The following is a 12,791-nucleotide window of genomic DNA, read 5'->3' on the forward strand; positions in this document are numbered from 1 at the left end:
TGGACTCAGAGCGTGGGACGCAGGGAGTAGGTCTTCAACTGATGGGCGAAGTCCCGCAGGGACTGGATGCCGCTGGCTTCGGCTTCATGTACCCAATCCTTGATCGCCGCCAGCATGTCGTGGCCGTTGGAGCTGGTCTTGACCCAGATCTGTTGCAGGGCCAGGCGCTTCTCGTAGATCACTTTCAACGCCTGGCTGTGCTCCAGGATGTTCTGGATACGCAGGTGGTGACGGTCTTCCAGCAGGCTGGTTTCCCGGGACAGCAGGCGCTTGGCCCGGTGGAACTGATGACGCACCGAATGATCGACCTTGGCCAGTTCCTGCTTGACCAGCGGGCCGATCACCAGCTTGCGGTACTGGGCCATGATCTGGAACCGGTTGTTGAGGATGGCCATGGCGGTGTCCATGTCCAGGTGCCCCTTGCCTTCGACCCGGTGGGCGATCGGCGCCACCCGCTGGACCTTGGCCAGGCGCAGGAAGCTGAAGAGCTTGATCCAGGCCCAGCCCATGTCGAACTCCCACTTCTTCACCGAGAGCTTGGCCGAGTTGGGGTAGGTATGGTGGTTGTTATGCAGTTCTTCGCCGCCGACGATGATGCCCCAGGGCACCAGGTTGGTGGCGGCGTCGCGGCATTCGAAGTTGCGGTAGCCGACGGCGTGGCCCAGGCCGTTGATGACGCCCGCGGCCCAGAACGGAATCCACATCATCTGGATGGCCCAGATGGTGATGCCGATGGTGCCGAACAGCAGCAGGTCGATGACCGCCATCAGCGCGATGCCGCCCATCTTGTAGCGGCTGTAGAGGTTGCGCTCGATCCAGTCTTCCGGGCAGTTCTTGCCGTAGATGCGCAGGGTTTCCGGGTTCTGCGCCTCTTCGCGGTACAGTTCGGCGCCCTTGCGCAGCACGGTGGACAAGCCCTTGATCACCGGGCTGTGGGGATCGTCGACGGTCTCGCACTTGGCGTGGTGCTTGCGGTGGATGGCGGTCCACTCGCGGGTGTTCTGCGCCGTGGTCAACCACAACCAGAAACGGAAGAAATGCTTCAGCCCGGCGTTGAGTTCCAGGGCGCGGTGGGCGGAATAGCGATGCAGATAGACCGTGACCGCGACAATGGTCACGTGGGTCATCAACAGGGTGACTGCCACCAGTTGCCAGGCGGACAAGCCAAGTAAACCTTCATACCACATAGGCGATAAGGCCCTCGAAAAAGAAAAAAATAGCTCAGGCATTATCACCAAGCGCACTCAGAAAACCAGTCGCGCTTTCAGATAAGAGTGGCGGAATGTTTCTTCCTCTATAATCCCAAACTTTTCGTGTGGAAATAGACGGACTTATGTCGGTTTCTTATCGCAATGGTTTGCGTGCCGCGCTGCTCTATCTGCTGCTATCGCTGGTCTGGCTGCAGTTCAGTGGTTATTTATTAAGCAGTTTCTTCGATGAGTTAGCCGATCGGGCTCACTGGCAGTCGGTGGGTGCCTATATCTGGGCGGTGTTCAGCGCGGTGCTGATCTTCTTTGCCCGTGCCCGGCTGTTGCGGCTGATGGGGGCCGATCGCTGGTTGCGTCATCAGCAAAAGGATCGCGAGCGTCTGCGCCAGGCTGCGGCGGTGTTCGACTGTACCCGCGAAGGGGTGCTGGTGAGCGACACCCGGGGACAGATCGTCCACGTCAACCGCGCCTTCATCGAGATCACCGGCTACCAGCGCGAAGAAGTGCTGGGTCATCAGCCGAGCATGTTCAAGTCCGGGCATCATTCGGTGGACTTCTACAAGGCGATGTTCGATACCTTGCAGCAAACCGGCGAGTGGAGCGGCGAAATCTGGAATCGCCGCAAGAGCGGTGAAATCTACCCGCAGTGGCAAACCATTCGCGCGATCCACGATGACCAGGGTGAACTTTCCCATTACGTCGCGGTGTTCTCCGACATCAGCGCGATCAAGGATTCCGAGCACGAACTGGCTCACCTGGCCCACCACGACCCGCTGACCGACCTGCCCAATCGCCTGCTGTTCACCGATCGTGCCGAGCAGGCCCTGGCTTCGGCGCAGATCCACAAGCGCGGCTGCGCCATGCTGATGATCGACCTGGATCACTTCAAGATGATCAACGACAGCTTCGGCCACAACGTTGGCGACCAACTGCTCAAGGCCGTGGCCGAGCGCTTGGCGAGCATGTTCGGTCCGGGCATCACCCTGGCGCGCCTGGGGGGTGACGAGTTCGCCGTGCTGGCCGAGAGTTGCCCGCAACTGGTGCAGGCGGCAGCGCTGGCCCAGCGCATCATTGATGGCCTCAAGGAGCCCTTCCAGTTGGGCGAACAGCAACTGGTGACCAATGTCAGCATTGGTATCAGTCTGTTTCCCAGCGATGCCCTGAGCGCCAGCCAACTGCTGCGCAATGCCGATGCGGCGCTGTTCAAGGCCAAGAGCACCGGGCGCAATGGTTATGCCTTGTATACCGAAGAGCTCACCGCCCATGCCCAGCAGCGGGTGGAGACCGCTTTCGAACTGCGCCGGGCCCTGGACCAGCAAGAACTGCGGGTCTACTACCAGCCGGTGCACGACCTCAAGAACAGCCGGTTGATCGGCGTCGAGGCCCTGGTGCGCTGGGAGCACCCCCTGCGTGGCCTGGTGTCGCCGGCGGAGTTCATTCCGATTGCCGAACGCACCGGGATGATTGCCGAGATCGATGCCTGGGTCATGCAGCAGGCTTGCCGGCAGATGTGCCAATGGCAGGCCGAAGGCGTGGTGCTGTCGTTTATCGCGGTGAACGTCTCGACCCGGCTATTCGCCCGCAGCGAGTTGTATCAACAGGTGGCCCAGGTGCTGCACGACACCGGGCTGGACCCGGCCTACCTGGAACTTGAAGTGACTGAAAGCGCGGTGATGGATGATCCTGAGGTGGCCCTGGAGCAGATGCACCGCTTGCGCGAGTTGGGCATTCGCTTGGCCATCGACGACTTCGGCACCGGCTACTCATCGTTGTTGCGGCTCAAGCGCCTTCCGGTACAAAAACTCAAGATCGACCAGGGATTTGTCGCCGGCCTGCCGGGGGACGAAGACGACGCGGCGATTTCCCGGGTCATCATCGCCCTGGCCCAGAGCATGGGCATGCAGGTTCACGCCGAAGGCATCGAGCAGGTGGAGCAGGCGCGGTTTCTTCTCGAGCATGGCTGCGACCTGGGCCAGGGCTACTGGTTCGGCCGGCCGGTGCCGGCGCAGCAACTGGACTGGAGCAACGCGCCGCCGATCTGCTGATCGCCGGAATGGATGCATGCCCCTGTAGCCGCTACTGCAGGGGTGCGCCCCCATTACTCCGCGGATATTGCTCTTGAGGGCCTATCAAGGCCCTTCCAGCCTCATTGCAAGCTGTGGCGGCGGCCACAGGAAACCGCTAAGCCCCCGTCCCGACAGATAATTTTTCTGGTTATATAAACATTCTTAAATAGTATTTTTAAGAATATCCGCGCCTATCTACTATTGCTCCCACGCCACACGCAGTGCCGCCACTGCCAGGCACCTCTCACCCAAGGAGCAGCACCATGAGCGCATCTCTACGCAGCGTTGACGGCCAGGACGAAGCAACCATCTTGCGTGAAATCCAGAGCGCGCTGCGCGACCTGCGTTTCGGCGCGGTGGAAATCACCGTGCACAACGCCCAGGTGGTGCAGATCGAACGCAAGGAAAAATTCCGCCTGCAACAGCCCGGCAACAAACCCAGTTAATCGTCGTCTAGCCGAATCCCGCGTCACCCTCTCGACCGAGAGGCCCGACTGGTCAACCGGAGGGCGTGATCCATGACCCCCAGCATGAACCCCAGCGTTCACCCACGAATGCGGGCCTGAATCGCCATAAGAAAAAGCCAGCACCTTAAAAAATTTCAGGAGCTTCACCATGTCATCGATTCGCCGTTATGCCCTGGCCGCACTCGCCAGCGCCGTTTTTGCCGGTTCCGCCGTTGCCAAGGATTACGAGCTGCTCAACGTCTCCTACGACCCGACCCGCGAGCTGTACCAGGACTACAACGCCGAGTTCACAAGCTTCTGGAAGCAGTCGCATCCCGGCGATAACGTGAAGATCCAGCAATCCCACGGCGGTTCCGGCAAGCAAGGCCGGGCAGTGATCGATGGCTTGCGCGCTGATGTGGTGACCCTGGCCCTGGCCGGCGACATCGACGAAATCGCCAAGCTCGGCAAGACCCTGCCGGCGGACTGGCAGAAGCGCCTGCCGGACGCCAGCACCCCCTACACCTCGACCATCGTGTTCCTGGTGCGCAAGGGCAACCCCAAGGGCATCAAGGACTGGGGCGACCTGATCAAGAAAGACGTCTCGGTGATCACCCCGAACCCGAAAACCTCCGGCGGTGCGCGCTGGAACTTCCTGGCCGCCTGGGCCTACGGCCTGAAAGCCGGCGGTAGCGAAGCCAAGGCTCAGGAATACGTGAAGGAGCTGTTCAAGCACGTACCGATCCTCGACACCGGTGCGCGCGGCTCGACCATCACCTTCGTCAACAACGGGCAGGGCGACGTGCTGCTGGCCTGGGAAAACGAAGCCTTCCTGGCCCTCAAGGAAGATGGCGGCGCCGACAAATTCGACATCGTCGTGCCTTCACTGTCGATCCTCGCCGAGCCGCCCGTGGCGGTGGTGGACAAGAACGCCGAGAAAAAGGGCAACACCGAGATTGCCGAGGCCTACCTCAAACACTTGTACAGCCCGGCTGGCCAGGAAATCGCCGCGAAGAACTTCTACCGCCCGCGGGACAAGGACGTAGCCGCCAAATATGCCCAACAGTTCCCCAAACTGGACCTGGTGACTATCGACAAGGACTTCGGCGGCTGGAAAACTGCGCAACCGAAATTCTTCAATGACGGTGGTGTGTTCGACCAGATCTACACGGCGCAGTAACCCCGTAGGAGCTGGCTTGCCAGCGAAGGCGCCCCTGAGGGCAATGCACGACTTGCGGGCCCTTTCGCCGGCAAGCCGACTCCTACCAGGTAGAGCCCGCATTGAGTTGCGGGTTTTGCGTATCCGTTTCGTTAACCAAGGACTTTTATGTCGCGTCGTATCTCCCCCGTCATACCCGGCTTCGGGCTGACGCTGGGCTACACCTTGGTGTACCTCAGCCTGATTGTGCTCATCCCCCTGGCGGCGATGTTCGTGCATGCCGCGCAACTCACTTGGGACCAGTTCTGGGCCATCGTCTCGGCGCCACGGGTGCTCGCCGCCCTCAAGCTGAGTTTCGGCACCGCGCTGTGCGCGGCGATCATCAATGGCATTATCGGCACGCTGCTGGCCTGGGTCCTGGTGCGTTATACCTTCCCCGGACGCAAGATCATCGACGCGATGATCGACCTGCCGTTTGCCCTGCCCACTGCGGTGGCCGGCATCGCCCTGACCGCGTTGTATGCGCCCACCGGGCTGGTGGGCCAGTTCGCCACCGACCTGGGGTTCAAGATCGCCTACACGCCCCTGGGCATCACCCTGGCCCTGACCTTCGTCACCCTGCCGTTCGTGGTGCGCACGGTGCAGCCGGTGCTGGCGGACATTCCCCGTGAAGTGGAAGAAGCCGCCGCCTGCCTCGGCGCCAAACCGTTGCAGGTGTTCCGTTACATCCTGGTGCCGGCGTTGCTGCCAGCCTGGCTCACCGGTTTTGCCCTGGCCTTTGCCCGGGGCGTTGGTGAGTACGGCTCGGTGATCTTTATCGCCGGCAACATGCCGATGAAAACCGAGATCCTGCCGCTGCTGATCATGGTCAAGCTCGACCAGTACGATTACACCGGCGCTACCGCCATCGGCGTGCTGATGCTGGTGGTTTCCTTTGTCCTGTTGCTGCTGATCAACCTGTTGCAGCGGCGCATCGAACGACCTTAAGGAGGCGCGAACATGTCCCAATCGTCTATTTCCGCAGCCTCTTCGGCCAACGCCGCAAGGCGCGGCAGTGCAGGCTCGCGGCGTATCCTGATCGGTCTTGGCTGGCTGGTCTTCGCACTGTTCCTGCTGCTGCCCTTGTTCATCGTCGTGTCCCAGGGCCTGAAGCTCGGGCTGGGGGCGTTCTTCGAGGCGATCTTCGAACCCGACGCGCTGTCGGCACTGAAGCTCACGGTGTTCGCGGTGCTGATCTCGGTGCCGCTGAACCTGGTCTTCGGGGTGTGCGCCGCCTGGTGCGTGAGCAAGTACTCGTTTCGTGGCAAGAGCATCCTGGTGACCCTGATCGACTTGCCGTTCTCGGTTTCCCCGGTGATCGCGGGCCTGGTCTATGTGCTGATGTTCGGTGCCCAGGGCCTGTTCGGCCCGTGGCTGCAGGATCACGACATCCAGATCGTCTTCGCCCTGCCGGGCATTGTCCTGGCCACCATCTTCGTCACCGTGCCCTTCGTCGCCCGTGAACTGATCCCGCTGATGCAGGAGCAGGGCACCCAGGAAGAGGAAGCTGCGAGGCTGCTGGGGGCCAATGGCTGGCAGATGTTCTGGCACGTCACGGTGCCGAACATCAAATGGGGCCTGATCTATGGCGTGGTGCTCTGTACCGCCCGGGCCATGGGCGAGTTCGGCGCGGTGTCGGTGGTTTCCGGGCACATCCGCGGGGTGACCAACACCCTGCCGCTGCACGTGGAGATCCTCTACAACGAGTACAACCACGTTGCCGCCTTTGCCGTGGCCAGCCTGTTGCTGATCCTTGCGTTGTTCATCCTGCTGCTCAAGCAGTGGAGCGAATCCCGAATCAACCGCCTGCGCGCTAGCGCCGCGGAGGAATAAGACATGTCGATCGAAGTCCGTAACGTCAGCAAGAACTTCAACGCCTTCAAGGCTCTGAACAGCATCAACCTGGATATCCACAGCGGCGAGCTGGTGGCCCTGCTGGGTCCGTCCGGCTGCGGCAAGACCACCCTGCTGCGGATCATCGCCGGCCTGGAAACCCCCGACGACGGCAGCATCGTGTTCCATGGCGAGGACGTCTCCGGCCACGACGTGCGTGATCGCAACGTCGGTTTCGTGTTCCAGCACTACGCCCTGTTCCGTCACATGAGCGTGTTCGACAACGTTGCCTTCGGCCTGCGCATGAAGCCGAAGAACCAGCGTCCCAGCGAGAGCAAGATCGCCGAGAAGGTCCACGAGCTGCTGAACATGGTGCAACTGGACTGGCTCTCCGACCGTTACCCGGAGCAGCTGTCCGGCGGCCAGCGCCAGCGTATCGCCCTGGCCCGTGCCTTGGCGGTAGAACCCAAGGTGCTGTTGCTGGACGAGCCCTTCGGTGCCCTTGACGCCAAGGTCCGCAAGGAACTGCGGCGCTGGCTGGCGCGGTTGCACGAAGACATCAACCTGACCTCGGTGTTCGTCACCCACGACCAGGAAGAGGCGATGGAAGTGGCCGACCGCATCGTGGTGATGAACAAGGGCGTGATCGAGCAGATCGGCTCCCCGGGCGAGGTCTACGAGAACCCGGCCAGCGACTTCGTCTACCACTTCCTCGGCGACTCCAACCGCTTGCACCTGGGTGAGGACCAGCACGTGCTGTTCCGTCCCCACGAAGTGTCGCTGTCGCGCTCGGAACTGGAAGACCACCACGCCGCCGAAGTGCGCGACATCCGTCCGCTGGGCGCCACCACCCGGGTGACCCTCAAGGTCGAAGGGCAGAGCGAGCTGATCGAAGCCGAAGTGGTGAAGGATCACGACAGCCTGATCGGCCTGGCCAAGGGCGAGACCCTGTTCTTCAAGCCCAAGGTCTGGCAGAAACTCGCCAGCCTCTGACTCCAACTGGCCCCTCCGTAGGAGCTGGCTTGCCAGCGAAAGCGTCCTCCAGGTTTGCACACGGCTCGGGGGCCCTTTCGCCGGCAAGCCGGCTCCTACGGGGATGGTGTGGTGGGCGATGGCTTCTGGCTATTACCGCTAGCTCGATTCGATCTATGGCCGGTGTACTGGCCGCAACATTCCTTATCTACGCTGGAAATTGTGCCAGGAGGGCGCGATTGAAGAGTCCATGACGGACCGGCGCTTTGTCTCCTGGCCAGCCTGATGCCAAGGAGACAAGCATGAAAAAGGAAGTCCATCGGCCCTGTCCGAGGTTCGGTTGTGCGCTATTGGGTGCACTGCTCAGCCCGCTAGCCCTCGCCGTTACACCCCCCACCCTGTCCCCGCAGATCCCTTTCGACGTCAAGGTCACCCTACCTCCGACCTTGGAAAGCCTGCAGCGCGATTTCGACGTGCTGTCCTGGCAAACCTTCATTGCCCTCAACTGGCCGGCCCAGGACGACGGCAGCCCGGCCCCCGGACTGATCGGCCAGGAAGATGGCCCCACCGTCTGGGAGAGCTGGAAAGAGAGCTACCAGATCTTCCGGCCCAAGGGCGAGAAGCCTGCGCCCTGGGATGCCCCCGCGAGCATTCCCAAGGTCTGTGAAGGGCTCAAGCCCGGGCGCCTGCTGCAGCAGATGGGCAAGGTCGCAGGTGTCCTGGACGAGTTCATCCAGCCGTTCCAGAGCGGCCCGCTGGTGGACCAGAGCGGCACCTACACCCGCAACGAAATCGTGGTCAACCGGCCGATGTTCGACGACATCCTCAACAAGGGGCTGTACAGCATCGAGGGGCAGAAAGCGTATTTTGCCGCCAGCGACAAAAACCTCGTGGCCTTCAGTTGTGGCTCCACCGAGGACAAGCAGGTCGGCGCGATCATGGTCAAGGCGTCATGGAAGGTGCTCGACGGCAATGACCAGCGCAGCCGTTTCCATACGGTCGACGCCCTGGTCTACACCCCCGGCAATATCGATCCGGCTCATGGCCCGATCGTCGAAGAGTCGTGCAAGGCCGAACCGGTGGGCCTGGTGGGCCTGCACATCGTGCACAAGACCAAGGAGGCGCCGCAGTGGGTGTGGTCGACCTTCGAACATGTGGACAACGTGCCGGAAAAAACCACCCCGCCGGACCAGCGCAAAGGGCCGTACCTGTTCTACAACGCCGCCAGCCAGGCCGAGATCAACCAGCCGCCACCGCGGCCCTGGAACCCGTCGGTGAAGGCCACGCCGTCGCAGATCGTGCGCGAAATCCCCCTGACCGCCGAGACCAAGGCGCTGAACGGCACCTTTCAGGCGTTGCTGCGCACGGCCAACCCCCAGAGCGTGTGGGCCAACTATCAACTGATCAACACCCAGTGGCCCGCCGATCGGGCCAAAGACTGTGGCGCCCCCTCGCCGACCAATCCCCTGGGCAGCCCGGCACCGACCTTCCTCGCCAACGCGACCTTGGAAACCTTTATCCAGGGCACGGTGCCCCAGGCCTCTTCCAGCTGCATGGACTGCCACAACAACGCCACCACCCGGGTCACCCAGAACCCGCGCACCACCTTTGCCGACTTCACCTATCTGCTGGAGCGTGCCCAATCCACTGGCGCCGCAGGGAGTAAACCATGAGTACTGATCGTGCGAACTTTGTCGGCCTGTCCTCGGCACTGCTGGGGATCGGTATTGATTTTCTGGCGCCGCTGATAGACCCCATCGACCTGCCCACGAAGTTCCTGGCCTACATCCGTCCACGACTCACCGATGCAGTGCTCGATGCCTTGCTGAGCCAGTACGCGACTCTGGCCGCCGATCATCTGCCATCGGACGAAATCGCCAAAGTGCTGCTCGCAGATCCCAAACATCAGGCAACCCAGGCCTGCCGCTCGATCATGAAACTGTGGCTGCTGGGGGTCTGGTACCAGCCTTATGAAGCCGGCCGCTACCAGGAAAAGCAGCAGTCGGTAGTGTCCGACCTGGCCTATCAGCAGAGTTGGGCCTGGAGGGCCGCGCAGGCCCATCCCATGGGCTATAGCCAGTTTCATTTCGGCTACTGGGGCGAGACGCCGCCCAGCCTGGAAGCCTTTACCGGCGTGCCTTCCAAGGTTCAGCAAGGAGCTTCGTCATGAGCGTGGAACAAGCGGATGTGGTGATCGTCGGTGCCGGTTTGGCGGGCAGCATTATTGCCTATCAGCTGGGCCTGGCCGGGGTCAGTGTCCTGGTGCTGGAATCCGGGCCGAGCATTCCGGCCAATCGCACTCAATACATGGAGCGTTTCTACAACGCTACCCTGAAAACACCGGAGTCGCCGTACCCGCCGGCCAGCACTCTGCAGCCGCAGCTGTACCCGGAACTGCAGCCGGCCCAGCAGAACGCGCCGCGGCCCACCATTGCCGACCTGATCAATGGCTGGCAGAACCCGCAGACCAGCTACCTGGTGCAGAAAGGCCCGCTGGCCTTCACCAGCACCTATGAGCGCGTCGGTGGTGGCACCACCTGGCACTGGGTTGCCACCTGCCTGCGCATGCTGCCGAATGATTTTCGCCTCAAATCGCAGTATGGCGTCGGGGTCGACTGGCCCATCGGTTACGAGGACTTGCAAAGCGCCTATTGCCGCGCCGAGGTGGAGATTGGCGTGGCGGCGGATGTCGCCGACCAGGGCTACCTGGGCATGACCTTTCCCGAGGACTATCAATTCCCCATGCACAGCATTCCGCTGTCCCTGGTGGACGACAGTTTCGTCAAGGCGGTGAAAGGCCGCTCGTTCGCCGGCATGCCGCTGCTGGTGAGCCCGACTCCGGCCGGGCGCAACTCCGAGCCATATGCCGGGCGCCGGGTCTGTGCGGGCAATACCAACTGCACGCCGATCTGCCCGATCCAGGCCAAGTACGACGCCACGGTGACCCTGAACAAGGCCCTGGAAACCGGCAATGTACGGGTGCTGTACAAGACCGTGGCGAGCAAGGTCCGGGTTGCCACGGATTCCAGCATCATCGGCATCGAGTTCATCCAATACCAACTGGGTGACGGTCCGCCCACCGCCAATGGCGTGGCCCAGGGCAAGCACTATGTGATTGCCGCCCACGCCATCGAGACTCCAAAACTGCTGCTCAACTCGGCCTGCCCCGAGGCGCCCCAGGGCGTCGCCAACAGCAGTGGCCAGGTCGGCCGCAGCCTCTCGGACCACCCGATCTACCTGGCCTGGGGCCTGATGCCGGAAGGTCAGTCGGTGTTTCCATACCGCGGGCCGGTGTCCACCGCGGGAATTGAAAGCCTGCGCGACGGGGCCTTCCGCAGCCAGCGTGCGGCCTGGCGCATCGAGATTGGCAACGAGGGCCTGAACTGGCCCATTGGCGATCCCTACACCACGGTGTGCGACCTGATCGATGGCGAGAACATCAGTCGGACCAATCCCTTGCCTGGAGTCCAGCAGCCGCCCAGCGCACTCTACGGACGCGATTTGATCCAGGCCCTCAACGACCGCCTGATCCGCCAGTTCCGTATCGGTTTCCTGGTGGAGCAGGTGGAGGACAATCCGGACCAGGCCGATTGCTACATCGTGCCCTCCAGCGAATACACGGACCGCCTGGGCATCCCTCGGCCGGAGATTCATTACAACCTGTCGAACTACACCAAGGAGGGCTTCAAGCAGGCCCGGCAGGCGGCCACCTACATCATCACCGAGCTGCTGGGGGCCACCGAGCTCACCGACCTCAAGCCGGATCCGGCATTCAATCCGGGGTACTTCGTCTACGACGGCGAACCCTACAGCTTCCAGGGCGCGGGGCACCTGATGGGCACCTACCGCATGGGCGACAATCGCAACACTTCGGTGGTCGACAAGCACCAGCGCAGTTGGGACCACCACAACCTGTTCCTGGTGGGGGATGGGGTGTTCCCCTCCAATGGCACTGCCAACCCGAGCCTGACCATCGCCGCCTTGTCGTTCCAGGCCGCAGATGTGCTGGCCAATGAACTCCGGGCCAGCACGGCGACGGTCCAGGCCAACCAACCGTGGCAGGGCACCGGAGTGCAGTTCAATGGCATCAGCCCGCGCCTGGTGCGCTGTGTCAGTGGGCGCTGGTCGGCCAGCCCGGCGGGGGGCATGGTCGATGGCCTGGGCAATCCGGCCTTTGTCGCCAAGCCTGGCTACACCTTGCCGGGAGCCAATGAAGGGGCGTTGATCGGGCGGGTCGGGGTGGACGGGGACCCCTTCCTGATCGGCGATCTGGCTGCGATCCCGGCTGGCCGCAAAGGCGAGCTGCAACTGTGCATCAACGACGATCTTGAGGGCCGTTACGGTGTCGGCCTGCAGGACAACCAGGGTGCGCTGACAGTGCGAGTGGAGTTCGGCACCTTGTGAATGATCCGCCCGGGAGCGTACCTGGCGCTCCCGGGCGGAGTTTCAGACCAGGGCTTTCTTGTGGCGCAGGGCGACGGGGTCGGAGCGCTGCTCGATGGCCTGTTTCAAGTCCTGGCGCAGCCCCAGCAGGAACGCCAGCTCGGCTACCACGAACAACGGGCCGATGATCAAGCCCGACAGGTCGTCGACGAAGGCCGGCTTGCGACCCTCGTAGTAATGGCCGATGAACTGGATCACCCAACCGATCACGAACAGGCCCAGGCCGCTGCTCAGCCAGAGCCCGGTGCTGTGTGCCGCCAGCGCCTGACCGATCCATACCGACAGGCCCATCAGCACACTCATCAGCAGTCCCAGGCGCAACTCCAGGCGCAGGTAGAACACCGACGCGGCAAGGGCCAGCAGCACCGCCGGCGACCATGCAATGCCCGCCATGCTCCAGGCGGGACGCGACAACAGCACCGCCACCGCCACCACGATCATCGGAATGCCGATAAAGTGGCTGGCGATATTGCGCGGGTCGCGGTGGTAGGCGGCGTATTGACTGAGATGATCAACGAGGCTTTTCATTGTTGTTCCTCCGTTAGGGTGGCTGGATCATGCCCGGTGCCCGCTCACGGCTCTGTCAGCTAGGCGACAATTATCCCGATGCCCTCAGGAACCCCCT

Annotated in this window: 11 protein-coding genes; 9 read left to right on the forward strand and 2 right to left on the reverse strand. The window is 62.4% G+C overall.

Features of this window, described 5'->3' with window-relative positions:
• Positions 1-5: 5 nt before the first annotated feature.
• On the reverse strand, positions 6-1,187 hold the full coding sequence (gene desA / locus GV819_RS04705; RefSeq protein ID WP_161753971.1) for a delta-9 fatty acid desaturase DesA: 1,182 nt from the start codon (positions 1,185-1,187) through the stop codon (positions 6-8).
• A gap of 146 nt (positions 1,188-1,333) precedes the next feature.
• Here desA and dibA point away from each other — a divergent pair, with 146 nt between their 5' ends.
• The 9 genes from dibA (at position 1,334) to GV819_RS04750 (ending at position 12,127) form a co-directional block, all read left to right on the forward strand.
• Complete coding sequence (gene dibA / locus GV819_RS04710; protein ID WP_161753973.1) at positions 1,334-3,253, forward strand: phosphodiesterase DibA; 1,920 nt, start codon at positions 1,334-1,336, stop codon at positions 3,251-3,253.
• A 284-nt stretch (positions 3,254-3,537) separates the two neighbouring features.
• Positions 3,538-3,720 (forward strand): sulfur starvation response protein OscA, encoded by a 183-nt coding sequence (gene oscA, locus GV819_RS04715; RefSeq protein WP_022643503.1) that lies wholly within the window; start codon positions 3,538-3,540, stop codon positions 3,718-3,720.
• 169 nt (positions 3,721-3,889) lie between these two features.
• A complete protein-coding gene (locus GV819_RS04720) occupies positions 3,890-4,900 on the forward strand; it encodes a sulfate ABC transporter substrate-binding protein (RefSeq protein WP_161753975.1) in 1,011 nt (336 codons plus the stop codon).
• Positions 4,901-5,047: 147 nt separating this feature from the next.
• A complete protein-coding gene (gene cysT / locus GV819_RS04725; protein WP_161753977.1) occupies positions 5,048-5,866 on the forward strand; it encodes a sulfate ABC transporter permease subunit CysT in 819 nt (272 codons plus the stop codon).
• Positions 5,867-5,878: 12 nt separating this feature from the next.
• A complete protein-coding gene (cysW, locus tag GV819_RS04730) occupies positions 5,879-6,751 on the forward strand; it encodes a sulfate ABC transporter permease subunit CysW (protein WP_161753979.1) in 873 nt (290 codons plus the stop codon).
• A 3-nt stretch (positions 6,752-6,754) separates the two neighbouring features.
• The gene (locus GV819_RS04735; protein WP_161753981.1) at positions 6,755-7,744 is read left to right on the forward strand and encodes a sulfate/molybdate ABC transporter ATP-binding protein; all 990 of its coding nucleotides are present in this window, start codon (positions 6,755-6,757) and stop codon (positions 7,742-7,744) included.
• 281 nt (positions 7,745-8,025) lie between these two features.
• A complete protein-coding gene (locus GV819_RS04740; protein ID WP_256667357.1) occupies positions 8,026-9,396 on the forward strand; it encodes a cytochrome C in 1,371 nt (456 codons plus the stop codon).
• A complete protein-coding gene (locus GV819_RS04745) occupies positions 9,393-9,893 on the forward strand; it encodes a sorbitol dehydrogenase (RefSeq protein ID WP_161753983.1) in 501 nt (166 codons plus the stop codon). The genes GV819_RS04740 and GV819_RS04745 overlap by 4 nt, the downstream gene beginning before the upstream one ends.
• Positions 9,890-12,127 carry a GMC family oxidoreductase gene (locus tag GV819_RS04750; protein WP_161753985.1) on the forward strand — a complete coding sequence of 746 codons (2,238 nt, stop codon included), beginning with the start codon at positions 9,890-9,892 and terminating at the stop codon, positions 12,125-12,127. The genes GV819_RS04745 and GV819_RS04750 overlap by 4 nt, the downstream gene beginning before the upstream one ends.
• Before the next feature lie 42 nt (positions 12,128-12,169).
• Here GV819_RS04750 and GV819_RS04755 read toward each other — a convergent pair whose 3' ends face one another.
• Positions 12,170-12,694 carry a DUF962 domain-containing protein gene (locus GV819_RS04755; RefSeq protein WP_161753987.1) on the reverse strand — a complete coding sequence of 175 codons (525 nt, stop codon included), beginning with the start codon at positions 12,692-12,694 and terminating at the stop codon, positions 12,170-12,172.
• Positions 12,695-12,791 lie beyond the last annotated feature (97 nt).

Origin of the sequence: Pseudomonas sp. Fl5BN2 (genome assembly GCF_009908205.1) — a bacterium.
Taxonomy (GTDB): Bacteria; Pseudomonadota; Gammaproteobacteria; order Pseudomonadales; family Pseudomonadaceae; genus Aquipseudomonas.